Genomic DNA, 23277 nt, shown 5'->3' with positions numbered 1-23277 from the left:
ATATATTTATTATATAAAGGGATTATGTGTAATCCCTTTATTATTTTTGTGAATTTTAATAAAATAATAAAATTGCAATTGCAATTGGGTAAAATTTTATATATTATATATACATTATATAAATATTGGGGGTGCTCAAATGATTTTATCAAAAAAAGCAAGTAATATAGAACCATCAATCACTTTATCTATAACAGCTAAGGCTAAGGAATTAAAATCTCAAGGTATAGATATAATAGGATTTGGTGCAGGGGAACCAGATTTCAATACTCCAGCTAATATTCGAAATGCATCTATAGAAGCTATGGAAAAGGGATATACAAAATATACTCCAGCATCAGGGATTAATGAATTAAAAGAAGCTATAATAAATAAATTTGAAAAAGATAATAACTTACGTTATAAACCTTCTCAAATAATAATATCAACAGGAGCTAAGCAATGTTTATCAAATGCATTCTTTGCTATATTAAATCCTGGTGATGAAGTGCTAATAGCTACGCCTTATTGGGTAAGTTATCCTGAACTTATAAAACTGGCAGATGGTGTACCTGTATTTGTAAAAACAAATCAGGAAAATAGTTATAAGTATGATATTGAATCTTTAAAACAAAATATAACTTCTAAGACAAAAGCTATAATAGTTAACAGTCCTAACAATCCAACAGGAAGTATATATACAAAAGAAGAGTTAATTAAATTAGCTGAATTTGCAAAGGAACATGATTTGATTATAATTTCTGATGAAATATATGAAAAGCTTATATATGGTGATGATGAGCATGTAAGTATAGCTTCTTTAAGTGAGGATGCTTATAAAAGAACTATAGTTATTAACGGAGTTTCTAAAACATATTCTATGACTGGATGGAGAATAGGATATGCAGCAGCAAGTGAAGAAATAGTAAAACTTATGTCAAATATACAAAGCCATACTACATCTAATCCTAATTCTATAGCACAATATGCCTCATTAGAAGCGCTTGCAGGAACTCAAGAGTTTATACATGCTATGAAGCAAGAATTTAAAAACAGAAGAGATTATATAGTTACAAGAATAAATGGCATTGAAAATATAAGTTGTATTGAACCCAAAGGTGCTTTTTATGTATTTATAGATATATCAAAAATCATAGGAAAATCAATTGAAGAAGAAACTATAGAAAACTCTTTAGATTTTTGTAGTAAGCTTTTAGAAAAAGGAAAGGTGGCAGCTGTTCCAGGAGAAGCTTTTGGAATAGATGGTTTCATACGAATTTCCTATGCAACATCTATGGAAAATATACAAGAAGGATTAAATAGGATAGAAAACTTTATAAAAAAATGTATATAAAACTTATAAATTATTAAATTAATGGAATACTAAGTAGAAATTGACGCATGAATTAGTTATAATTTATATAGAGGTGATACTAATGATAACAAGAGATATAATTGTAAAAAGTTCTACAGGACTTCATGCTAGACCAGCTACGCTACTAGTAAAAAAGGCGTCAGCATTTAAATCTGATGTGTATATTGAATTTAATGGCAAGAAAGCTAATGTTAAAAGCTTGATCGGAGTACTTTCTTTGGCTGTTACCAGTGGGGCAAATATCACGGTTTCTGCATCTGGTGACGATGAGACTTTGGCTGTGGAAGAAGTATGTAAGTTAATAGAAACAATGGAATAATAAAAGGCGTCTTTACGCCTTTTATTTATGTTCTGGAGTATTTTTTAATTTTTAATAGTAATAATATAATATATACTCCTGCAGCTCCAACAATTATATAGAGTATTCTAGATAAAAGGTTTGCGGGTTCTCCAAAGATTGCACTAACTAAGTTAAAGTTTAATAATCCTAATAGTCCCCAATTAAGAGCGCCGATAATAACTAATATAAATGCAATTTTGTCGAAGAGATTAAACTTGTACATAATTGCCTCCTTATAATAAATATAATTTTTGTTCCTAATAGATTATATTATTGAGAACTATTTAATAGAACATATTTTTATATGAATAAATACGAACTATATTGTATAAAAAAAGTAAATATTATGTTATAATATGAATGAAACAACAAAAAAACTTTTTTATATTCGGAGGTTAATCAATGAGAAATACATATAATACACCCTTAAACTCTAGATATTCATCTAAGGAAATGAGTTATTTGTTTTCAGATGAAATGAAATTTAAAACTTGGAGAAAGTTATGGGTTGCTTTAGCAGAAAGCGAAAAAGAATTAGGATTAAATATCACAGATGAACAAATAGAGGAATTAAAGAAAAATAGTGAGAATATAAATTATGAGGTAGCAGAAAAAAGAGAAAAAGAAGTAAGACACGATGTTATGAGCCATGTTTATGCATACGGAGTACAATGTCCTACTGCAAAGGGAATTATACACTTAGGGGCTACTAGCTGCTATGTTGGTGATAACACAGATATAATAATAATGAAAGAAGCACTAAAAGTATTAAAAAATAAGATAATAAATGTAATAAATGAGTTATCTAAGTTTGCTGTTAAATACAAAGATGTACCTACATTAGGATTTACGCATCTTCAACCTGCTCAATTAACCACAGTAGGAAAAAGAGCAACTTTATGGATTCAAGATTTAGTTTTAGATTTAGAAAACATAGAGTTTGTGCTAGAAAAGATGAGATTTAGAGGAGTTAAAGGCACTACAGGAACTCAAGCAAGTTTTATGGAACTGTTTAATGAAGATGAAGACAAGGTAAAAACTTTAGATAAAATGGTTTCAAGCAAAATGGGATTTAAGGATGCTTTTAAAGTTACAGGTCAGACTTACCCAAGAAAATTAGATTCAATAGTATTAAATACTTTATCAGAGGTTGCTCAAAGTGCTTACAAATTTAGTAATGATATAAGACTTCTTCAAAGTATGAAAGAAATAGAAGAGCCATTTGAAAAAAATCAAATAGGATCTTCAGCTATGGCATATAAGAGAAATCCTATGAGATGTGAAAGAATAGGAGCCCTTGCAAGATATATAATTATTGATGCTTTAAACCCTGCTATTACTGCATCTACTCAGTGGTTTGAAAGAACTTTAGATGATTCTGCTAATAAGAGAATATCTATTCCTGAAGCATTTTTAGCTTTAGATGGAGTATTAAATTTATATTTAAATGTAAGCAGTAATATGGTGGTATATGAAAAAGTTATAGCTAAACATGTTAATGATGAACTACCATTTATGGCAACTGAAAATATAATAATGGAATGTGTGAAAAAGGGTGGAGACAGACAAGAATTACACGAAAGAATAAGAACACATTCTATGGACGCAGCACATAGAGTAAAGTCTGAAGGATTAAACAACGATCTTTTAGATAGAATAGCAAATGATTCATTCTTTAATTTAACTAAAGAAGAAATAATGAATTCAGTAGATCCTAACAAGTTCGTTGGAAGAGCTCCTTCTCAGGTAGTAGATTTTATTGAGGAAGTAGTTAATCCAATATTAAAAGGTAATGAAGAGTTATTAGGATTACAAGCTGATATACAAGTTTAAAATAAAAAAATAAGTAGGTTCTCTTTAATGGGAACCTACTTATTTTTTTATAAAATATATTTATGAAGAGTATAGTAGTCATAATAAATATTATGTAAATTAAATTTTAATGTAAACTAATAAATTATATAGAACTATAAATCTATAAATCGAAATAATAACTTTAATCACAAAAGATATGCACCAAAAAAAATTGCATAATTATTAAAGTTAATCAAAAACTATTTAAAAAAACTTTGAGATAATTTTAAAAAGAATATAGAAAAAAGAACATACTATGCAGTTATGCGGAATATAATTAATTGGGATATTCAAATGATGTAAAAATAAGATAGCTTAAGTGAATTTATGAAGGGGTGATATCTTTGAATAGTATAAAGGTTGGAGTTGTTGCAGGAACTCCTGTAGATACTCAAATGGGAGTAAACTTTTTAATTTCAAAAGGAATTAATGCATTGGGTTACCCGGTATCTTCATGTTCTCAAGAGCAGTCCAAGCTTCAAATATTATCCCCACTTGAGCTTACTAATAATATTAGAGAGATAATAAAGAAAATAAAGCATGAAAGCATTGATACAATAATTATATATTGCAATTCTTTAAGTGCAGCAGTTGATATGGATAAATTGTCTAAAGAAGAAGATGTAAAAATAATTACTCCACTTACCGTATATAAAAAAATTGCTAGTAAATATAAAAATATTGGAGTACTTACAGCTAACAATCAGAGCTCAGCAGGTATTGAAAAAGTTGTACAAAGTATAAATTCTGATTGTAATGTTATTGGAATAGGAGTACTTCCTGTAGTTATGGATATAGAAAAAGGTATATCTGCTGAAAAAATAATTGAAAAGTTTGCATTAAGAAATGTAATGGAATTTTATAACTCTATAAAAGTAGATGTAGTTATTCTTGGATGTACTCACTTTCCTTATTTATATAATGAATTAAAAAAGTATGCATCTATCCCTATTCTTGATCCTGCAGAATTAATGTACAATATCATATGTAATGTTTAGTACTGTATATTAAAAAGTAACAAAAGTGGAAGCAAGCTGTTTTCCAGAAGCAGCTACGATAGCATCTTTAAAATAACGTATTAAGATATTTCCGAAAAGCTTTTTTCGTATGGAGATTAGCAGACTATTTTTGGACCTGATGTGATGCCAGATTATCGTAATCAGGAAACTGCAACGTTGAAATATCAAGAATAAACTATTGATGAACAAAGACTGAATGTTGTGAATTATTTCCTGGAAAATATTTATAAAAGAAAATACTCTTAGAATTTTATAATAAAATATTTAATGCATTGCACCTTGTTTTTGTTAAAAAAGAAGTAAGAATAGAAAAATTAAAATAGTATAATATAAAAAAGGCCTATAAAATCTTTGTTTGATTTTATAGGCCTTTATTCATAGTCGTTGATAATATCATAATTTCATATGTTTAAAATATTTACTTAGTTTTATTGACACATATGAAGATAGAGAATATAATATAATATATGAACAACTATTCATGCATTCACATGTTATGTTGATAAAATGATTTATTATTTAACTGTTTAAGACTATATTTGACCAAGCTTTAATTCATATAGATGAAAAACACAAATTAATATTGGAGGAATTAAGATTATGGGAAAAGTGATTAAAAAACCTGGTAAGGATAATCTAAAAATAGCAACTAAAAATATTAATAAGATGGATACTAATTTGAGACATCAGATAACGAACAACAGTAATATTAAAAAGGAATTTCTTCTTGAGGGGCTAGATTGTGCTCACTGTGCATCTAAAATTGAGGAAGGTGTTAGTAAAATCAAAGGGATTAATTTAGCTAATGTAAATTTTATAACTAAAACTCTAACTATAGAGATTGAAGAAATGAATAAAGCGCAAGAATTAATAGCCGCAACCACTGATGTTGTTAAGAAGATTGAATCTCATGTTAACGTAAGAGAAAAACAATCAGATAAAGTTTTGAAAAAAGAAATATTGCTTGAAGGACTTTGTTGCGCAAACTGTGCCGGAAAAATTGAAAGGGAAACAAATAATGTAGATGGTGTAAAATCTGCAGTTGTGGATTTTGTGTCCAGCAAGCTTGTTATGGAAATTGACTGCCCATCTAAAGCAAATGCCATTATAGAGAAAGTAACGCAAATAGTTCAGAAAATAGAGCCTGCTGTTAAAGTTATTGAGCTTACAAATAAAAATAAGATATCAAATGATGAAATTCATGAACAGGGATATGGAGAAAGCAATAAAGGTGAAATAGTTAAGTTTGCTATTGGTGCGGTAATCTTCGGAATAGCAACTACTATGAAGTTCTCCAACGCTATCGAACTAAGTCTCTTTCTTATAAGCTATGTAATTGTAGGTGGAGAAGTAGTTTTAAGAGCCCTAAAAAATATAAGAAATGGACAATTATTTGATGAAAATTTTCTTATGAGTATAGCAACTGTTGGAGCTTTTGCTATTGGACAATATCCAGAAGGTGTAGCAGTTATGCTTTTTTATCAGCTGGGAGAGATGTTTCAAGATATGGCTGTTAATCGTTCAAGAAAATCTATTTCAGCTTTAATGGATATAAGACCGGATTTTGCTAACTTAAAAATAGAAAATGGTGTTAAGAAAGTATCACCGGAAGAAGTTAGTATAGGTGATATTATTGTTGTAAAACCAGGAGAGAAAGTTCCTCTAGATGGTAAAGTAATCGAGGGCAGATCTATGCTAGATACATCTGCTTTAACTGGTGAATCAGTACCTAGAGAAGTAGGAGTAGGAGATAATATCTTAGGTGGAGTTATTAATAAAAATGGACTTTTGACAATTGAAGTAGAAAAAGAATTTGGAGACTCTACTGTTGCCAAAATACTGGACTTAGTTCAAAATGCAAGCAGCAACAAGGCTCCTACAGAGAACTTTATAACTAAATTTGCTAGATACTATACACCAGCTGTTGTTTTCTCAGCAGTAGCATTAGCTGTAATACCACCACTAATCATAGAAGGAGCAACATTTTCACAGTGGTTATATAGAGCTTTATCATTCCTTGTAGTTTCTTGTCCTTGTGCTTTAGTTGTATCTATACCACTTAGTTTCTTTGGAGGTATAGGTGGAGCCTCAAAGAATGGAATACTTGTTAAGGGAGGAAATTACCTCGAAGCTTTAAATAATGTTGAAGTTGTTGTATTTGATAAAACTGGAACACTTACAAAAGGTGTCTTTAAAGTAACAGACGTAAAGCCACAAAATAACATTTTTAAAGATGAGCTTATAGGCTTTGCAGCCTATGCGGAAAGTTATTCTAATCATCCAATAGCTACTTCTATCTTAAGTGCTTATGGCAAGGAAATTGTTAAGGATGCAGTAGAGAATTATGAAGAAATATCAGGCCATGGTGTTAAGGTTAAAGCTCTCGGAAAAGAGGTTTTAGCTGGAAGCTATAAATTAATGAATAAAGAAAATATTCCATATGATCAGGTTGAAACTATTGGTACAGTAGTTCATGTTGCCATTGATAAAGAATATGCAGGATATATAGTAATATCTGATGAAGTTAAAGAGGATTCAGCAAAAGCAATTAAGTCTCTAAAAGCTCTTGGAGTTAAGAAAACAGTAATGCTAACAGGTGATAATAATACAGTGGGAGCTAAAGTTGCAAAACAGCTAGGGTTAGATGAAGTTTATGCTGAGCTGCTGCCAGATCAAAAGGTTGAAAAGGTAGAATTACTAGATAAAGAAAAATCACCAAGGGGTAAATTAATATTTGTAGGTGATGGAATAAATGATGCTCCAGTTTTAGCTAGGGCTGATATAGGGATAGCAATGGGGGGAGTAGGTTCAGATGCTGCAATTGAAGCTGCTGATGTAGTTATAATGACTGATGAGCCATCAAAAATTGCTGATGCTATAAAAATAGCAAAGAAAACGCGAACTATAGTAATGCAAAATATAGTCTTTGCTTTAGGTATTAAACTTATTTTATTAGTCCTTGTTGCATTAGGAGTGGGCACAATGTGGGAAGCGGTATTTGGTGATGTTGGAGTAGCATTGCTTGCAGTTCTAAATGCTATGAGAGCTATGAAAATTGATTAAAAGCAAGGGGGCAAAAAGTAATTCTTGGGGTGGGGTTAATTATGAATTTAATTAATATTGGTTCATTTGCATTACTATGTATATTTGGAATTTCATATATAAGTAAGTTAATAATATTAGCTTATAAAAACAATATTAAAGCTAATGTTTTTGGAAAAGGAATAAAACTCAAAGAAACTCTTGTTGTTGAAAAATGTTTGAAAGTAATAACTTTTATAGAAATTGGGATTTGGACAGTTGATGCTTTGTTTCCAGCATTTGCAGAAAAGTGGTTTATCAAAATATACGAAAGCTTTGGAATAAGTTTTTTTGGACTAACAATTACTTTAATTGGTATTTCACTTTTTATACTGGCCATGATGGTTATGAAAACTTCATGGAGAGCAGGTATAGACAAGTCCACAAAAACGACACTTGTAACCTCAGGTATTTACAGATATAGTAGAAATCCAGCCTTTGTTGGAATGGATTTGATGTTTATTGGGATAGCAATTATTCATGGAAATCTTATAACAATGGTCTTGTCTATCTTAGTTATTATTAGTCTCCATTTGCAAATACTTCAAGAAGAAAATCATATGAAAGAAGTATTCCAAAAGAAATATAATGAATATGCAAATAAGACACCGAGATATTTGTTATTTTGAGAGGCCATATTGTAATTTTATTATAGAAATAATATTTAGAATTTATAGGCTAGCAGTATATAGATGGCTAGCCTTTTTTATGTGTCAAAATAGTAGGAAAGGTTTTATCCTAAGATAGGTCTAGGATAGGTATTGAAACTAAAGGCAGGTAACAACTTATTTTAAAAACTAATAAATTGTTACCTGCAGTTAAATATTTATTAATTTAAAACTGATTTTGGCTTTGGGGGCTTTATAAATAAAACGACAATTGCTGAAATTAAAGAGAATACAGCTGCAATAAAAAATGATTTTTCAAGTCCGAAAAAAGCTGATATAATAGGTCCTGCGATAGCTGCAACACCAAAAGCTTGAAATACAATTCCATAGTTAGAACCTAAATTTCTAACACCATAATAGTCAGCAGTAATTGCGGGAACTACTGTTACAACACCACCAAAGCTAAAGGCTACCATGGCAATACATGTAAAGAATATAATAAAATTCATAGTAACTAAACTCATTATAATCATAGCAATGGCTGTACTAATGTAAATAATTAAAAAAGATTTAATTCTTCCAATCTTATCTGAAACAATTCCCCATGTAAGTCTACCACCTGCATTAAATAATGCTATCATAATCACAGTGTTAGCTGCAGTTTCAGGAGTTAAGTTTACAAGTTCAATTCCTATGTCATTGGCTAATCCTATCACTAGTAAACCACTTATACATCCTAAAAAGTAAATAACCCATAGCATATAGAACTGTCTTGTGTTAGTCATTTGTCTGACAGTAAAATCATTATTATTACTTTTTATAGATTCCACTGTTTTAGATTCCTCTGGAGGTGTAACTAATAATTGAGCTCCCAAAACTATTAGTATCATATTTATTAAGCCAAGATATAAGAAAGTTTGAGATATTCCTCTTGATAAAATAAAATTTAAAGTAATAGGCTTAAATATTAAACTTCCTAGTCCGAAGGAACCTACTGCTACACCAGTTATAAAGCCTCTCTTTTCTGGGAACCATTTTACACATGTTGTTAGAGGTGCCACATAGGTTGTACCAACACCGATACCGCCAATTATTCCATAACAAATATACAGTTCAACTAATGATGAGGCTCTTCCTGATGAAATTAGTCCTACTCCTAATAAGATTCCTCCCAAAGTTGCAACTTTTTTTGGTCCAATTTTACCTTGTAACTTTCCAGCAAAAATCGTTGAAAATGCAAACATTAATATTGTAATAGAAAATGTTAAAACAACAGAAGACTTTTCCCAGCCAAATTTATCGATTAGTGGCTGGTTGAATAAACTCCAGGAGTATATAGAACCTAGACAAATCTCGAGTAATATAGATCCTAATACTACTAACCATTGTTTTACTTTATAACTCTTCATGATATATACCTTCCAAAACACAGGATTACTTTTTTAATTCTTCTTTTAATGCTTTGACTAATTGTGACGGACAAGAAGTACTCCTTGCTCCACACTTAATTCCATCAAGCTTATATATAACATCTTCTACTCTCATACCTTCAACTAGTTTGCTTATACCATTAAGATTTCCGCTGCAGCCAGCTATAAAAGATACATCCTTTAGTATACCATTTTCAATTCTAAATTGAATTTTCTTTGAACATACACCTTCTGTTTTATACTCAATCATAAATATCATTCCTTTATAATAATTATTCTACAACTAATTTAACTTTTGTATTAAGGCTACTTAAAACCGGCGATACCGATAAAGCAAGATCTGCTATTTCCTTTACTTTGTCTATTGGTGCAGAAGTAACTGCATTTAATTTTATAACTGGATTTTGAATTCCACGTTCTCCTTTTTCTAATCCTAAAAATACAGCAACGTTTAAATCTGCTTCAATACACGCATCTACCTTTTCTAATTTAATTCCTTGTTGACTAGCAAAAACTTGAAAAGTAATTGTAAAACAACTAACTACTCCTGCTATTAAATATTCTACAGGATTAGGACCTTTATCTGTTCCTCCTAATTGAGCTGGTTCATCAATTATTATAGGTGCAAAATCTCTTATAAACACATTGTTTTCAGTACCATCTTTCCAATTGATATGAGCAGTCCATTTTTTAATGGCTAACTCTGGTTTTTCCTTTATTGCATTTGCAACTTGCTGTACAGCATCTAATGCTATATTGTTCATAATAACATCCTCCTAATATTTAATATTTATTATTAATTACATTTTAATTTTAGCAATAGATGTTATTACGGTATGTAATGTAGATTACATTTTTAAAATTCTTTATCACTTTTTTATTTTAAACGAATCCAAAGGTTATTTTCATGATGTTTAATCACACCATCCTGTAAAAGCTTATTAATAGTTAAAGTCACTGTTTCACGAGTTGAAGCAATCATACCAGCGATATCTTTATGAGTAATTGAAACAGGAATTGGATACCAGCCATTATCTTCTCTATTAAAATCAATGAGTTTTTTAAATAAAAAAATAAGTCTTTCTTCAACTCTTCCATAACCAATTTGCTCTAAAATTTCAACCATATTTTCATGCTTTTCAGAAAAGTGACTGAGCAGCGACATTGATATTGATGGAGTTTGCTCAATAAGTACTCTTATTTCTTGCTTGAAAACTGCGACTACTGTAACATCTGTCAAAGCCTTTGAAAATATTCTACTTTCATTTTGTATAAAAACATTTGTTAGTCCTATGACATCTCCATTTGATAATAAACCTATAACACACTCTTTTCCATCTATATGGAGATGATACTCACATGCATTTCCTTCCTTAATAATAAAAACATATTTAGATAATTTTTCAGGCGTAGAAATCAATTCGCCCTTTTTAAAAGTGAATTCTAATCCATTTTTCATCCATTGATTAAAACAATTTTCAGGAAACAAATTGATAATTTTTTTAGAATTGAATTTATTTTTAAAAGACATTTAAATCACTCCTTGCTATCTTAATAATATCAGATTATTTTTCTATATACAAAACTAAGAGGACGTTCCGTTAAAGGATGCACACTAGAATTGTATTAAATCCTCACTATAAGAAGATGGGATTATATGGTTCAGAATACTAGACAATATCTTTGATGAAGTAAATTTTATTATATTGACAAAAATCATATAATTTAATACAATATGAACATAGTTCATATTGTATTAAATTAATAAAACTAATGAGGTTATATTTTTTTATAGTTACATAAACGTTGTTCAAAATATTGCGTATTATAATTCATGGGGGAACTTTATGTCAGTAAAATCTAATAGAGTAGACAGTCAGAAAAAATCAGACTTCATATGAGATATTTAGGTACTAGACTATTAGTTCATAATCCAAGGATAGCTTTAGGGCATGTTATTGATAAGTTTAAATATAAGTAATTTAAGAGGAGAAGATAAATATGAATATAAAGGATACATTAAAGAAAATACTAAAGAAGATAAAGCTAGGAGTACCTAAAAGAGTACTTTTCTTTTTAGCAGCAGCAGTTTGGGGTTTTGCTTCCTCTAGGATATTGAAAATAGGAGTTAGCGATATTATTAGTAATACATCATCGTATTGGATTAACCTTTCTATAGGAATATTTGGATGCTATTTCTTTTTTAAATATGTTTTTTATAAGATGTATAAAAAGCATACAAAAAGAATAGTAAATTTAGAGATTGAAAGGCCATGTATCTTTTCGTTCTTTGATTTAAAGGGTTTTGGAATTATGGCCTTTATGATTACAGGTGGTATTACATTAAGACGATCACATATTATACCTTCGCTATATATGGGCACCTTTTATATAACTCTTGGGCTTTCACTTCTATTAGCAGCAGTAAGCTTTTTATATGCAGGGGCTAGATATAAGCTTATAGAAAGCAAATATTTAGAAGAATGTAAACTAGATATAACACAAGAATAGAATTATATTTGTATTCCAATTACATGATTATTTGCTTTTAATTTTATATCGCTTTCTAAAAAGCCCTGATATGATTTTATTTATGAAACTTTGTTTAGTAAATAAAATTATATCTATATTGTTAGGCAGTTAAAGGTAACGTTGCAAGTATTTCGAAATATAGGGTATAATGAAAGCTGTTAAATTAAAGCATAAGAGGTGAATGAAATGAAAGATATAAATTATACAAATTTAATAGAAGATCTAAAAACTTCTGATGATAAACAGAGAGCTGAAATAATAGATAAACTTTCAAAGGATTATAATAATACAATGCCACTATTATGGAGAGAAGCTTTAAATCAGGAGAATCCAAGAGCAATACTTTCTGTTATAAGGGATATGATAAAAAAAGAAAAACCTAGAGGCATATTCAAAAGAGCTATGGGCAATTCTAAACAAAAACTTGGTGATTTTTTAAAGCATTCAGATCCGAAGGTTAGAAAGAATGTATGTAGTATTATTGGTGAAATAGGTGATTCGGAATATTTAGAGCCTTTATATAGTTCCTACGCTTCTGAGGAACAACTCTTTGTAAAATCCTCATATATACTTGCAATAGGAAATTGCGGCGGAGTTTTGGATGCAGAAAGGCTTACGAAAATACTTGAAGATTTAACAATAAAAGAAAAAGCTTCCGAGGATAAAAGCGGGAACATAAAGGATGAAAAGCATATTAATGAAGAAAAACGTGCACTTACAAGGGCTATAGCTAAATTGTCTCCCCGAGTTAAGCATGAATTTATAGGTTTTAAAAATCCTGTACCTATGATACTTACAACTATGAATGATCATTTTCAAACTACTTTGATGGATCTTAATGAAAAATTAATTAAAGGTCAGCTTGTGACTGAAGGTATATATATTAATGAGAAGGATTTTAAAAAAATTTATAGATGTAGAACCTTTTATGAAACTCTTTTTCCTTTAGAATCCTGTACTGATTTGGAACTTGATTATAAGTCAATAGCCACTGAAATTATAAATGCAGATATTGTGAATTTTTTAAATCAGTGTCATGCAGGTGATAGAAATAATCCATTTTGGTACAGAGTTGAATTTAAAACCATGGATCATAACAGGGAAAGATCAGAGTTTGTAAAAAACTTATCTAGAGAATTAGATGAAATTTCAGGTGGAAATTTAAAAAATAGCCCATCATCCTATGAAGTTGAAATTCGAATAGTTGAGAAAAACAATTTATGCAGCGTATTTATAAAGCTATATACCTTAAAGGATAATAGATTTGATTATAGGGAGAAAGACTTGCCTACATCCATAAACCCTGTAACCGCCGCTATTGTAATGAAATCTATAGCAAGATGGCTAAAACCTAATGCTAAAGTTATAGACCCATTTTGTGGTGTGGGGACTATGCTAATTGAAAGGGCCAAATTAAAAGATTTTCAAACCTTAACAGGAGTTGATATATTTAACACAGGTATTACATATGCAGCAATAAATTCTGAACTAGCTAATGTTAAAATAGAATTAATAGCTGAAGATATATTAGAATTTTCATCAAGAGACCTGTTTGATGAGATGATATCAAATATGCCTTTTGAAAGTAAGGCAGGAGCTAGTGGCTTTAATAAGAAATTATATAGCGAATTTGTAAATAGAATTCCTAGCCTTGTAAGGCCAGGGGGAATGGCATTCCTTTATACAGTAGAAAAAAATTTACTTAAGCAAAATTTAATAGGTAATAAGCAGCTTAAAATTATTGATACCATAAAGATTGAAACTGGTGGATTAATCCCTTATGTTTTTGTAATAAAAGTGAGGTAAGTAGATGAACTCATGAAATCAGTTGAAGTTCAATAATACAATAATAAAGTATTTTTATTAAGAGTGGGAAAAATCTCACTCTTTTTTTTAATCACAGAGTTTATAATACCTTCATATATACTCCTCACTATTATTGTTTAATGCATTTACTATTGTAATAGCTAAACCAGACCATAAAAACCCTCTAAATAATTGAAATAAAATCAATATAGGATCCTGTTTAAATTGATTTGAAAGATGCTGAAATACATTAACAATATTTGTACTTCCAGTATAAAAATATCTCAAATCAGCAAATTGCCATGCAACGAAATATCCAAAAATAAGGTGAATTATAACATAAACAAATGATAAAATTACCATATTAGTTAATAACTTAGCAATTGATACTTTTGCACTAGTATTAATATAATAAAAATGGACTTCTCTTTTAAATTTACCCATAATCAAAACTGCTAATAGTGAAAATATAAGTGCATTTATAGCACCTAAAGCTACAACTTTTGCTATTTCTGCTACAGGCATCTTCACAGCATAGTTAAAATATAGAGTTTCTATAAGGAGTATAAGTTAAGTTTCGGACTTGGAAATTTATATAATCCAAAAAACTTGAAAATTTATGTAATGAAACAAAAGAATATCCGTATTAACATATGAATACTTAGCTAAGTAAAAAAGTAAAAGAAAGGAGGTCTTTGAAAATATGGAGCAAATTGCTTTAATTAATTCTTTACACAAAAAAGAAGTTAAAGAAAAAGACTTTACTTATATTTTTGAAACCTACTATAAAAGAATTTACAATTATATATATTACAGAGTTAATTGTAATGCGGAAGCAGAGGACCTGACAAGCCAAGTTTTTGAAAAAGTAATGCTTAAAATAGAAACATATTCTGAAGATAAATCACCTTTTGAAGTATGGTTATTTGCTATAGCAAGAAATGTAATAAATGATTATTTCAGAAGTATAAAAAAGTGTAAATTTTTCTCTATTGATAAAATTAATAAACTTATATCCATAGAAAAGAATCCAGAGGATATAGTAGTAAAAGCAGAAACTAATGATGAACTTTTAAAGGCTTTAAATATTTTAAGTAGTAGAGAAAGAAATATCGTAGCACTTAAGTTTGGTGGAAACCTAAAAAATAAGGAAATTGCAGAAATTATAGATATTACAGAAAGTAATGTAGGGGTAATACTTTATAGAGTAATGAAAAAGCTTAAAACTGAAATGGAAAGAGAGGTATAGTCATGAATAAGAGAAGTATTGAAGATAGATTTTCTATAGATATAGATGCTTATTTTAATGGTATAGAGAATGTTAATGAATCAAATAATGAGGAATACAACGAACTTTTAGAAATTGGTAAAACCTTAGCCAATAAAAATTTCAGTGAAAACAGTAACAAACAATCAGTTTTTAATAGAACTGTAAGAAACATAAATGAAGGTAAAGGGGATAATGTTATGAAAAAATCTAATAAATTTAAAAAAGCTGGGATTGTAGCAGCATCATTTGTGATAGTATGTGGAGTTTTTAGTCAAACATCATTTGCCAAAGATTTAGCAGAAAGAGTAATAAATAAAATATCCCTTGGACATATAACAGCTATACAAACAGAGCCTTCTGAAGAAAAAGAGGTTAAAGTTCCAGATAACCTAAAAGGTAAGATTTTTGATAAGAATAAAAAACCTCTTACAGTAGTTACAAGAGATACTGGGAAAATATATACAGCTGCAGGAGAAGAAATTGAAAGTTGTGTAGACGGAAAAATAATAACAGTAGCTGAAGCAAAAAAAATGGATGAAAATAAGTTATACGTAGTTAAAGATGCTAGTAGTTTAAATAAATATACTTGTTTTAATGTTAAACTACCTTCGTATTTGCCAAAAGATTATAAGTTTGACAGGGCAGAATTTTATAAAGGTGAAAAAGGGGATATAAGTAAAAAATATATTGATTTATTCTTCACTAATGAAGAAACAGGAAAATTCATTTATATGCAGCAAAGATTTGCTGATGAAGAAACTAAATATGAAACTGGAACAGATGGTAAAATTGAAAAAGTAAAAGTTAATGGTGTAGATGCTGTAATAAGTGATGATAGATATATTGATTGGGAAGCAAATGGTGTGCTTTATAGTTTGTCAGGTAGGGGAGAATTTACAAAAGATGAATTAATAAAAATTGCTGAGTCTATTAAATAAAATTTACAAAATCTCAATACATCTTATTTAATAAAAATAGGAGCAACTATAAAAGTGGCTCCTATTTTATGTTTTAATTATTTATCTAACATGACTATATTGAACTGTGTTTATATTCTGTTATGGTATAATTTACAATATAGAGTTGTAGTTATAACAATTAACAACTTGTATAAAAACTGTAAGTAAAATTTGAATGGTGCTAGAGGTGTAAATAATGAATGGTACAAACTTTAATCAGTATTTGAGAAAAATTGAATTATGTAGAGAAAAAGTAGATTCTTTCTCTACATATCCATATTGCTTATCAGCGGTAAAAAATTTATCAACTTTGGAGTTTCATCCTAAAGTAACATATATTGTAGGTGAAAATGGTACTGGTAAATCAACCATACTTGAAGCAATTGCAATAGCATATGGTTTTAATCCAGAAGGTGGGAGTAAGAACTTTAACTTTTCAACAAATAATACTCATTCAGAGTTATGGGAAAATTTAAAACTAGTTAAAGGAGTAAGAAAACCGGAGGATGGTTTTTTCTTAAGAGCGGAAAGTTTCTATAATGTAGCTACAAATATTGACGAAATAGATGCAATAGGTTCCTATGGAGGAATTTCGCTGCACTCACAATCTCACGGAGAATCCTTTTTGTCTGTTGTTATGAACAGATTTAAAGGAAATGGGTTATATATCTTAGACGAGCCAGAAGCAGCCTTATCACCATATAGACAAATGTCTTTGATTTCAAGGATTCATGATTTAGTACAAAATGATTCTCAGTTTATAATTGCTACTCATTCTCCAATAGTAATGGCTTATCCAGATTCAATACTTTATGAATTAAATGATGACTTTAAAGTAGTGAATTATCAAGATACAGAGCATTATAAAATTATGAAATCTTTTATTGGAAATCCTAAAAAAATTTTGGATATACTTATGACCGACTAGAAGGATTTGTTAAAATGAGTTTGTTGAATATAATACAACTTAGAAATATGAGCATAATTTGCAATAATTTAAATTTAACTCCTTAATTTTTATGTTATACTAAAATTAGTCATAGGTTATTTTAAGTCAAATAATAACGCTAAGTATTTAATATGATAAAAACAAAGAAAACCTAATAAATTAAGGGCGGTTTTGATAGAGTAAGGATATACTCATCCATAAACAAAGGACTTATTAGTTATGACGAATATTTAAAAGATCAGGAGTGAAAATAGATGTATTTTGATGTAACAGTTAGAGAACTTATAGAAAATTATACTGTAATTAAACAATATGAAGATGATGACGTTATTGCAGAGTATAAAGCTTTAGTGAAGAGTGGCGAAATTAGCTTAGAAGATGAGTTATCTATGATAAGAGTTAATGATATTGAATTTGACGATTTTCAAGAAGAGTTAAGCGAGCTAAGGGATATAGATGTTGAATTTGATGATGAGGTTTCTGAAGAAATTTATGATTTGGATGGAAATAGTTATGTTATAACGGATAATATGTATACATTTAAAGATATCGATGGTGTTAATAGATATGTTATTGAAAAATAGGTAGTAGAGAAAGCCAAAGTGGTATGATGACATGAAATAATTATAAATAAAAATTAAGGGATAAGATGTCATGAATATATGTGAGAAGTATTTAAAAGAAAATGATGAATTATTGTTTGAAATATGTGCAACAGGTGCAATTAACAAAGTTAGAGTTTTATTTGAGGTTATATGGTTTTTTCTTGTAGATGGTACTCTTGATTCTAAAGACAATTATTACATTTTAGGTATAGGTAAGTCTAATATTTATATAATAGATTTAGGCAAATATTATTGTTATAAACAAATCCCAGAGGATGTTAAGCCAAGGAATGTTAAAGTTGTAGAAATGAAATCTGAAAAAAGTATTAATATGCGACCAATATTATTTGGGTTATTCCAAAAAATAATAATTGTGAAGAAAAACAATACTGATGTATATTATATAGGAAAAAAGTTTATTAATAGATGAAAGCTAGGAAGGCGTCCCAATCAGGGTCGCTTTCTCAGACGGAAAAAAGTAATTACATGAGTCAATTTCATTATAGGCAAGTTCTGTGCAATTGCATAGGGTGTTAAGTTTATCATGAATGGAGCAAACCACAGAATGGATGGAATTACAACTTATCCTTTCAATATCTTTGGCGGTGTCCTCAAAATGTTGCCAAAGGCATAGTAACTCCTTCTATGATTTTAGTATTCTACCATAGAAGGAGTTGATAAGTTTACATAAAATATTTATCTAGCCTATTTAATCTTGCGGTTGAACATTAATTTTTCATGCCAGTTTTTATCGTACTTAATAGAGATATAACCTATTACAGACATTGCAAACGCACCAATACAGTCTACCAACAAATCGGCCATTGTATCTGAAAGCGCATAGTGCCCTACGAACAAGGTTCCGTTCTCTGCCCTGAATTTCTGCATATTGGTTCCCAATAATCCGTCTGCAGCATATTCATAAAACTCCCAAACGACACCAACAGTTACAGCAAAGCAAAACGAGAAAAATGCGACAAATACAGGTGTAAGATAAATCGGGACTTTTTCGGTTTTGTTCAGAAAACTTATTACGGTAAATCCTAATGCACCTATCATAGCACCACTGAATGTGTGTAAAATCATATCCCAGTTGGGAATTCTGTAGTAAAAGTTCTTTACCTCTCCCAAATAAATTGCACAGTAAAGAAATGCAGAATAAACAAATATCATATTTGTTGGTATGCTTACTTTTAAACGTTTTTCTGTAAAGCCCGGAAGCAACATTGCAAATGTGCCTAGTATACACTGCAAAAGCATCAAAAAGTAATCGCTCTTTACCCTTACATCGGGATTATAAAACGGTGCAACTGTGGGCGCCATAATCATTCTGATTGTTACAAAAACAGAGGATAATATCATTGTTACAAAAACAAATTTTATAAAATTCCTCTTGCTAAGTATTTTTTTCATTCTTTTACCTCCTCTTTTCATTGATGTTTAGCTTTGCCGATATCCGGACACTTTATTTTTATATTTTATTACAATAAATAATCCTTCATAATAAATTATATCACTTTTATACACTCAAGGCACGTGGAGACAGTTGTGTTGATAGAGAGGAAATACGCTGATATCAAAATTGAAGTATGTTTTATGTTCCCTTAGACTAAAGAGTTTGGGGGGATTTTTGTTTAGGGGGTCTACTTTTACGCAGAGCTAAGGATATTTGCGTAATTATTTAGAAATTGCGTAAAAGTATAGAAAAAAGGTTCTGAAAAATCAGGGTTTTTATATGTTTATTGAAAAAGAAAATATAAATAGGTTAGATTCAAAAGGAGAAGTTTTACTTACCATATTAAGTTCCTTGGCACAAGACGAGTCAAGGAGTATCAGCGAAAACTCCACTTGGGGAATTAGAAGAAAATTTGAACAAAGAAAGGTAGTAGTAAACCCTAAAAAGTTTTTAGGTTATGATAAAGGTGAAGAAGGAAACTTAATAATAGATGAAAAACAAGCTAAGATAGTAAGAAGAATTTATAAGGATTATCTTGATGGAAAAGATTCAAATAGAATTGCAAGAGAATTTGAAGGTGAAGGGGTTAAGGGTTGGAATGGAAAGAAGGAAAGTATTTGTTGAAATTTATGGTGTATATAAATTAAACTATGCTACATTAGATAATCATTTCGCAAGGAGAGTTATATGTGGAAGTTGTGGCAGTCCATTTGGAAGGAAAGTTTGGAACTCCACAAATGAAATACACAGGAGAAGTGTTTGGATATGCAATAAAAGGTATGTAGTAAAAGGTGAAAAAGGCTGCCAAAATAGACACATTGATGATAAGGTTTTATATCAGACTTTTATAAATATCTTCAATGCAATTATTGAAAATAAGGATTACTTTATTTACTAGGAATTTAAAAAAATTTGCCACTATAATTAACATATTTATTTTGTTACTTTACAAAATTAAGTTTAAAGACTAACAAATAAAAGGAATTATGAAATTGTTGTAGAAAGTTATCATTATATTTGGAAGCGTTTAGTGGATTGAGGGGATATTATGGCAGGTTCGGATAAAAGTAAAATAAAGTTGCTTTGCTTATCAAAAATCTTATATGAACAGTCTGATGAAGAAAAGCCTTTAAGTATTAATGAAATAATTAATGAACTTAGTAGATATGGTATAAATGCAGAAAGAAAATCTATATATAACGATTTGAATTTGCTTGAGAATTTTGGTATTGATATTTGTAGAGTCAAGGGAAAAAATTATGGGTATTTTATTGGTAGTCGTGAATTTGAAGTTCCAGAGTTAAGGTTACTAATAGATGCTGTTCAATCAGCCAAATTTATAACGCCTAAAAAATCAAAGGAATTAATCAAGAAAATAGAGGGCTTAACAAGTAAAAATAATTCGAAAAAGTTGGAAACGCAGGTTTTTATGAATGATAGGATTAAATATGACAATGAAGAAATTTTTTACAGTATAGATAAAATTCATAATGCAATAGCAGAAAATAAAATGGTTTCATTTAAATATTATAAATACGATTTAAACAAAAATAAGGAATTTCGTAATGGGGGTATGGAACATTTTGTTAATCCTTATACTTTAACTTGGTTTGATGATAACTATTATTTAGTCGGCAATTACCACAAATATGATAATATCTCTCATTATAGAGTTGATAGAATATGTTCTGTTAATGTATTAGATAAACCAAGAAGAAGTTTTACAGAGTTGGTAGAATATAAAAATTACTTCAATACCGCAGATTACTCAAAGAAAATTTATAATATGTTTTCAGGGGAGTTGCAGAAAATTGAAGTCAGTTTTGAAAATTATTTAATTGATGCTGTTATAGATAGATTTGGTATAGATGTTTCATTATTAAAAGAAGATGAAGAAAGTTTTATTGTTCATACGGAAGCAGTTATTAGTGATGGTCTTGTTTCATGGTTGCTCATTTTTGGTGATGCTGCGGAAGTAATAGCACCTAAGAGTTTAAGAGATATGATTAAAAATAAAGCAGAAGGAATTATTAACTTATATTAAGTAATTACTGTACGATGGATGGGACACCTATTGTTGTATTATATGGTTATTGATTGGTTATTTAAAGATTAGAGCGGGAGGTAATATAATGGCCATAATAGCAATATTTTCTGCAATAGGTTGGACAATAATGATAATAAAAATCGTATATGGTATATTGCATAATGTAATGAAAATTAACGGTACTGTAGCAAATTTAATAGGAGTTTTTCTAGGATTATTTGCTGCATATAAGATATTAGTATACTTATTTACGCCTACAGCCACAGGTGGTAATTTATTTGTTACTGGGGTACTGTTAATTACACCAATTATACTGATTATAATTGGATGCTGTATTGATGAAAAATGAAATGGTGAATTTTTAGATGGAACTAGTGCCTTTCATATCTAACCTAATTTGATAGTGACATAACTGGTAATAACATTAAAGTGGAGAAGGTGAATACATGAAGCCTATAAAGATATATACAAATGAAGTATCTATTATTAATAATCTAAAAGAACTCAATATGGAAGTGGTAAATAAATTTCCTGAAACTAAGGAAGAAGTAACAAAAATTAAAGAAGAGTATGCAAATATTCTTTATAGTATTGATCTTGCATTAATGGATGATAAAAAAAGTAAATAATTTACAGATTAAACATTTGAATATATACCTACTTTCTTTTATTATTTACTATAACTATAACAGTTGTGTTATGACAAAAATGGTATAAGTAAGTAGTAATAATTCAATGATGGAAATGTTAGTAATCAAATTGATAAATTATTGATGTGGGAATTAAGTTATTTAATATATAAAATAACATAGTTGTGAGAGGATGATTTAATTATGAAAACTTATTCGCCAAAAGAAAGGCTTAATGATTTAGACCTACCCAATTTGTTTAATTATGCAACAAAAGAATTGTCTCAAGATGCTTTTTTATGTTGGGCATTAGAATGGAGAAATATACGTGGACATCAAATGTGTGAGTTTGCATATCTGCTTCTGGAAAGCTTTGTGAAGGAATCTGTTTATAAAAATCAAATAGATCCATTGGATATAGAGAAAGTGGAATTAATAAAGCAATATAAAAATATTGATGTTCTTGTTTTGGCAAAGTTAAGAAATGGATCAATTTTACCAATCATAATTGAAGATAAGACTGATACATCAGAACATGATAATCAGCTTGATAGGTATAGAGAAATAATAATTGAGGAGTACACTGATTTCCCTGAACCTATATGTATTTATTACAAAACTGGATATATTTTTGAATCATACTCCGAAATGGAAAAACATCATTATATTGTTTATGATAAGCTGAAAATCTTAAATATTATGAAGATATTTGAAGACTACGAAATGCCGCTTCTATTTTGCGATTATTATGCACATTTAGTTACCAAGCAAAAATATGAAAATCATATTAGTTTTGTATATGACAGAGCAGTTCAATGCGGAAATATAAGTATATTGATAGAAACTTTAAATATAGATTTTGCACAATGGGAATTGATGAAAAAGCTAACATCAAATATTGAAACAAACGCTGAGAATAATATAAGAAAAGGGAATAACCCAAATGGAAACCCATGGACATTATATGATATTGACGATAGATATCTAAAAGGAAATGATGAAGCTTTTTATAGAGTTGGTAGAAATAAAGAGGGGTATTATCTGTCGCTAAGACAATATCCTAAATACGATACTGCAGAATTTATGAAAAAAGAAGGAATAAATGATAAAGAGATTTTGTTTCAAGATAAAATGAAAAGGCTGGACATATATCGTGAATGCTTTGAAAAATCTGTTAGAGAATTAAATAAAGACATAACAATTTATACATCTAACAGAGGAGCTTATGAAAGTGAGATAGGTTGTTTTAGATTAGACAGTATAGACACTTTAGTGTGGCTTGAAAATAATCTGGCAGCTGTTACAAACAGATTTTTGCAGCTAGTAAAACAGAGGTGA

The 23277-nt window shown here is 29.3% G+C and carries 26 protein-coding genes and 1 pseudogene; 20 read left to right on the top strand and 7 right to left on the bottom strand.

Annotated elements, in window-relative coordinates; all coding sequences use genetic code 11:
- Window positions 1-139: 139 nt before the first annotated feature.
- Together CRN98_RS00605 and CRN98_RS00600 are read left to right on the top strand one after the other, a co-directional pair.
- Window positions 140-1333, top strand: a complete 1194-nt coding sequence (locus tag CRN98_RS00605; RefSeq protein WP_097025481.1) for a pyridoxal phosphate-dependent aminotransferase — start codon at window positions 140-142, stop codon at window positions 1331-1333.
- An 82-nt stretch (window positions 1334-1415) separates the two neighbouring features.
- Window positions 1416-1673: an HPr family phosphocarrier protein gene (locus tag CRN98_RS00600; RefSeq protein ID WP_097025480.1), complete on the top strand. Its 258-nt coding sequence runs from the start codon at window positions 1416-1418 to the stop codon at window positions 1671-1673.
- A gap of 25 nt (window positions 1674-1698) precedes the next feature.
- On the opposite strand, the gene CRN98_RS00595 is transcribed toward CRN98_RS00600, so the two are convergent.
- Complete coding sequence (locus tag CRN98_RS00595) at window positions 1699-1917, bottom strand: DUF378 domain-containing protein (protein ID WP_097025479.1); 219 nt, start codon at window positions 1915-1917, stop codon at window positions 1699-1701.
- Between the two features lie 179 nt (window positions 1918-2096).
- On the opposite strand from CRN98_RS00595, the gene purB reads away from it, so the two are divergent.
- The 4 genes from purB to CRN98_RS00575 all read left to right on the top strand — a co-directional run bounded on the left by purB (window position 2097) and on the right by CRN98_RS00575 (window position 8277).
- Window positions 2097-3527: an adenylosuccinate lyase gene (gene purB, locus CRN98_RS00590; RefSeq protein ID WP_097025478.1), complete on the top strand. Its 1431-nt coding sequence runs from the start codon at window positions 2097-2099 to the stop codon at window positions 3525-3527.
- Window positions 3528-3892: 365 nt separating this feature from the next.
- A complete protein-coding gene (locus CRN98_RS00585; protein WP_097025477.1) occupies window positions 3893-4546 on the top strand; it encodes an aspartate/glutamate racemase family protein in 654 nt (217 codons plus the stop codon).
- Between the two features lie 621 nt (window positions 4547-5167).
- The gene (locus CRN98_RS00580; RefSeq protein ID WP_097025476.1) at window positions 5168-7630 is read left to right on the top strand and encodes a heavy metal translocating P-type ATPase; all 2463 of its coding nucleotides are present in this window, start codon (window positions 5168-5170) and stop codon (window positions 7628-7630) included.
- Window positions 7631-7671: 41 nt separating this feature from the next.
- A complete protein-coding gene (locus tag CRN98_RS00575; RefSeq protein WP_097025475.1) occupies window positions 7672-8277 on the top strand; it encodes a methyltransferase family protein in 606 nt (201 codons plus the stop codon).
- 200 nt (window positions 8278-8477) lie between these two features.
- On the opposite strand, the gene CRN98_RS00570 is transcribed toward CRN98_RS00575, so the two are convergent.
- The 4 genes from CRN98_RS00570 to CRN98_RS00555 form a co-directional block, all read right to left on the bottom strand.
- Window positions 8478-9665 carry an L-lactate MFS transporter gene (locus CRN98_RS00570; protein ID WP_097025474.1) on the bottom strand — a complete coding sequence of 396 codons (1188 nt, stop codon included), beginning with the start codon at window positions 9663-9665 and terminating at the stop codon, window positions 8478-8480.
- 25 nt (window positions 9666-9690) lie between these two features.
- Window positions 9691-9936 carry a TIGR03905 family TSCPD domain-containing protein gene (locus CRN98_RS00565; protein WP_179631860.1) on the bottom strand — a complete coding sequence of 82 codons (246 nt, stop codon included), beginning with the start codon at window positions 9934-9936 and terminating at the stop codon, window positions 9691-9693.
- A 22-nt stretch (window positions 9937-9958) separates the two neighbouring features.
- Complete coding sequence (locus tag CRN98_RS00560) at window positions 9959-10450, bottom strand: OsmC family protein (RefSeq protein ID WP_097025473.1); 492 nt, start codon at window positions 10448-10450, stop codon at window positions 9959-9961.
- A 113-nt stretch (window positions 10451-10563) separates the two neighbouring features.
- A complete protein-coding gene (locus tag CRN98_RS00555; RefSeq protein ID WP_097025472.1) occupies window positions 10564-11217 on the bottom strand; it encodes a Crp/Fnr family transcriptional regulator in 654 nt (217 codons plus the stop codon).
- Between the two features lie 470 nt (window positions 11218-11687).
- On the opposite strand from CRN98_RS00555, the gene CRN98_RS00550 reads away from it, so the two are divergent.
- Window positions 11688-12197 (top strand): hypothetical protein, encoded by a 510-nt coding sequence (locus CRN98_RS00550; protein ID WP_179631859.1) that lies wholly within the window; start codon window positions 11688-11690, stop codon window positions 12195-12197.
- 207 nt (window positions 12198-12404) lie between these two features.
- Window positions 12405-14024 carry a methyltransferase domain-containing protein gene (locus tag CRN98_RS00545; protein WP_097025471.1) on the top strand — a complete coding sequence of 540 codons (1620 nt, stop codon included), beginning with the start codon at window positions 12405-12407 and terminating at the stop codon, window positions 14022-14024.
- A gap of 111 nt (window positions 14025-14135) precedes the next feature.
- Here CRN98_RS00545 and CRN98_RS00540 read toward each other — a convergent pair whose 3' ends face one another.
- Complete coding sequence (locus CRN98_RS00540) at window positions 14136-14549, bottom strand: hypothetical protein (protein ID WP_097025470.1); 414 nt, start codon at window positions 14547-14549, stop codon at window positions 14136-14138.
- Window positions 14550-14727: 178 nt separating this feature from the next.
- Here CRN98_RS00540 and CRN98_RS00535 point away from each other — a divergent pair, with 178 nt between their 5' ends.
- The 6 genes and pseudogenes from CRN98_RS00535 to CRN98_RS00510 all read left to right on the top strand — a co-directional run.
- On the top strand, window positions 14728-15273 hold the full coding sequence (locus tag CRN98_RS00535; protein WP_097025469.1) for an ECF subfamily RNA polymerase sigma factor, BldN family: 546 nt from the start codon (window positions 14728-14730) through the stop codon (window positions 15271-15273).
- A gap of 2 nt (window positions 15274-15275) precedes the next feature.
- Entirely contained in the window at window positions 15276-16232 is a 957-nt protein-coding gene (locus tag CRN98_RS00530) for a DUF4367 domain-containing protein (protein ID WP_097025468.1), read from the top strand.
- Window positions 16233-16449: 217 nt separating this feature from the next.
- A complete protein-coding gene (locus CRN98_RS00525; protein ID WP_097025467.1) occupies window positions 16450-17181 on the top strand; it encodes an AAA family ATPase in 732 nt (243 codons plus the stop codon).
- Between the two features lie 275 nt (window positions 17182-17456).
- On the top strand, window positions 17457-17786 hold the full coding sequence (locus CRN98_RS00520; RefSeq protein ID WP_097025466.1) for a hypothetical protein: 330 nt from the start codon (window positions 17457-17459) through the stop codon (window positions 17784-17786).
- Between the two features lie 70 nt (window positions 17787-17856).
- The gene (locus tag CRN98_RS00515) at window positions 17857-18237 is read left to right on the top strand and encodes a hypothetical protein (protein ID WP_097025465.1); all 381 of its coding nucleotides are present in this window, start codon (window positions 17857-17859) and stop codon (window positions 18235-18237) included.
- A 69-nt stretch (window positions 18238-18306) separates the two neighbouring features.
- Window positions 18307-18411, top strand: a pseudogene (locus CRN98_RS00510) (acetyltransferase); the annotation flags it as partial.
- A 101-nt stretch (window positions 18412-18512) separates the two neighbouring features.
- Here CRN98_RS00510 and CRN98_RS00505 read toward each other — a convergent pair.
- Window positions 18513-19220 carry a DUF2238 domain-containing protein gene (locus tag CRN98_RS00505; protein WP_097025464.1) on the bottom strand — a complete coding sequence of 236 codons (708 nt, stop codon included), beginning with the start codon at window positions 19218-19220 and terminating at the stop codon, window positions 18513-18515.
- Window positions 19221-19542: 322 nt separating this feature from the next.
- Between CRN98_RS00505 and CRN98_RS17905 the strand changes: the two genes are divergently transcribed.
- The 6 genes from CRN98_RS17905 (at window position 19543) to CRN98_RS00480 (ending at window position 23277) form a co-directional block, all read left to right on the top strand.
- Window positions 19543-19887, top strand: coding sequence for a recombinase family protein (locus tag CRN98_RS17905; RefSeq protein WP_242960762.1), 345 nt, complete (start codon window positions 19543-19545; stop codon window positions 19885-19887).
- Complete coding sequence (locus tag CRN98_RS17900) at window positions 19862-20161, top strand: recombinase zinc ribbon domain-containing protein (RefSeq protein ID WP_242960761.1); 300 nt, start codon at window positions 19862-19864, stop codon at window positions 20159-20161. Before CRN98_RS17905 ends, CRN98_RS17900 begins: the two co-directional genes overlap by 26 nt.
- A 150-nt stretch (window positions 20162-20311) precedes the next feature.
- A complete protein-coding gene (locus CRN98_RS00495) occupies window positions 20312-21307 on the top strand; it encodes a helix-turn-helix transcriptional regulator (protein WP_097025463.1) in 996 nt (331 codons plus the stop codon).
- Window positions 21308-21395: 88 nt separating this feature from the next.
- On the top strand, window positions 21396-21659 hold the full coding sequence (locus tag CRN98_RS00490) for a hypothetical protein (protein WP_097025462.1): 264 nt from the start codon (window positions 21396-21398) through the stop codon (window positions 21657-21659).
- Window positions 21660-21756: 97 nt separating this feature from the next.
- A complete protein-coding gene (locus CRN98_RS00485; protein ID WP_097025461.1) occupies window positions 21757-21939 on the top strand; it encodes a hypothetical protein in 183 nt (60 codons plus the stop codon).
- Between the two features lie 204 nt (window positions 21940-22143).
- Entirely contained in the window at window positions 22144-23277 is a 1134-nt protein-coding gene (locus CRN98_RS00480) for a PD-(D/E)XK nuclease family protein (protein WP_097025460.1), read from the top strand.

Origin of the sequence: Clostridium peptidivorans (assembly GCF_900205925.1) — a bacterium.
GTDB classification, from domain to species: domain Bacteria; phylum Bacillota; class Clostridia; order Clostridiales; family Clostridiaceae; genus Clostridium_AK; species Clostridium_AK peptidivorans.
This window is presented reverse-complemented; position numbering and strand designations above follow the sequence as displayed.

Excerpts from the sequence above, each read along its gene's own strand:
- CRN98_RS00605 (WP_097025481.1), top strand. The coding sequence starts at position 140 with ATGATTTTATCAAAAAAAGCAAGTAATATAGAACCATCAATCACTTTA.
- CRN98_RS00600 (WP_097025480.1), top strand. The coding sequence starts at position 1,416 with ATGATAACAAGAGATATAATTGTAAAAAGTTCTACAGGACTTCATGCT.
- CRN98_RS00595 (WP_097025479.1), bottom strand. The coding sequence starts at position 1,917 with ATGTACAAGTTTAATCTCTTCGACAAAATTGCATTTATATTAGTTATT.
- purB (WP_097025478.1), top strand. The coding sequence starts at position 2,097 with ATGAGAAATACATATAATACACCCTTAAACTCTAGATATTCATCTAAG.
- CRN98_RS00580 (WP_097025476.1), top strand. The coding sequence starts at position 5,168 with ATGGGAAAAGTGATTAAAAAACCTGGTAAGGATAATCTAAAAATAGCA.
- CRN98_RS00575 (WP_097025475.1), top strand. The coding sequence starts at position 7,672 with ATGAATTTAATTAATATTGGTTCATTTGCATTACTATGTATATTTGGA.
- CRN98_RS00570 (WP_097025474.1), bottom strand. The coding sequence starts at position 9,665 with ATGAAGAGTTATAAAGTAAAACAATGGTTAGTAGTATTAGGATCTATA.
- CRN98_RS00565 (WP_179631860.1), bottom strand. The coding sequence starts at position 9,936 with ATGATTGAGTATAAAACAGAAGGTGTATGTTCAAAGAAAATTCAATTT.
- CRN98_RS00560 (WP_097025473.1), bottom strand. The coding sequence starts at position 10,450 with ATGAACAATATAGCATTAGATGCTGTACAGCAAGTTGCAAATGCAATA.
- CRN98_RS00555 (WP_097025472.1), bottom strand. The coding sequence starts at position 11,217 with ATGTCTTTTAAAAATAAATTCAATTCTAAAAAAATTATCAATTTGTTT.
- CRN98_RS00550 (WP_179631859.1), top strand. The coding sequence starts at position 11,688 with ATGAATATAAAGGATACATTAAAGAAAATACTAAAGAAGATAAAGCTA.
- CRN98_RS00545 (WP_097025471.1), top strand. The coding sequence starts at position 12,405 with ATGAAAGATATAAATTATACAAATTTAATAGAAGATCTAAAAACTTCT.
- CRN98_RS00540 (WP_097025470.1), bottom strand. The coding sequence starts at position 14,549 with ATGCCTGTAGCAGAAATAGCAAAAGTTGTAGCTTTAGGTGCTATAAAT.
- CRN98_RS00535 (WP_097025469.1), top strand. The coding sequence starts at position 14,728 with ATGGAGCAAATTGCTTTAATTAATTCTTTACACAAAAAAGAAGTTAAA.
- CRN98_RS00530 (WP_097025468.1), top strand. The coding sequence starts at position 15,276 with ATGAATAAGAGAAGTATTGAAGATAGATTTTCTATAGATATAGATGCT.
- CRN98_RS00525 (WP_097025467.1), top strand. The coding sequence starts at position 16,450 with ATGAATGGTACAAACTTTAATCAGTATTTGAGAAAAATTGAATTATGT.
- CRN98_RS00520 (WP_097025466.1), top strand. The coding sequence starts at position 17,457 with ATGTATTTTGATGTAACAGTTAGAGAACTTATAGAAAATTATACTGTA.
- CRN98_RS00515 (WP_097025465.1), top strand. The coding sequence starts at position 17,857 with ATGAATATATGTGAGAAGTATTTAAAAGAAAATGATGAATTATTGTTT.
- CRN98_RS00505 (WP_097025464.1), bottom strand. The coding sequence starts at position 19,220 with ATGAAAAAAATACTTAGCAAGAGGAATTTTATAAAATTTGTTTTTGTA.
- CRN98_RS17905 (WP_242960762.1), top strand. The coding sequence starts at position 19,543 with ATGTTTATTGAAAAAGAAAATATAAATAGGTTAGATTCAAAAGGAGAA.
- CRN98_RS17900 (WP_242960761.1), top strand. The coding sequence starts at position 19,862 with ATGGAAAGAAGGAAAGTATTTGTTGAAATTTATGGTGTATATAAATTA.
- CRN98_RS00495 (WP_097025463.1), top strand. The coding sequence starts at position 20,312 with ATGGCAGGTTCGGATAAAAGTAAAATAAAGTTGCTTTGCTTATCAAAA.
- CRN98_RS00490 (WP_097025462.1), top strand. The coding sequence starts at position 21,396 with ATGGCCATAATAGCAATATTTTCTGCAATAGGTTGGACAATAATGATA.
- CRN98_RS00485 (WP_097025461.1), top strand. The coding sequence starts at position 21,757 with ATGAAGCCTATAAAGATATATACAAATGAAGTATCTATTATTAATAAT.
- CRN98_RS00480 (WP_097025460.1), top strand. The coding sequence starts at position 22,144 with ATGAAAACTTATTCGCCAAAAGAAAGGCTTAATGATTTAGACCTACCC.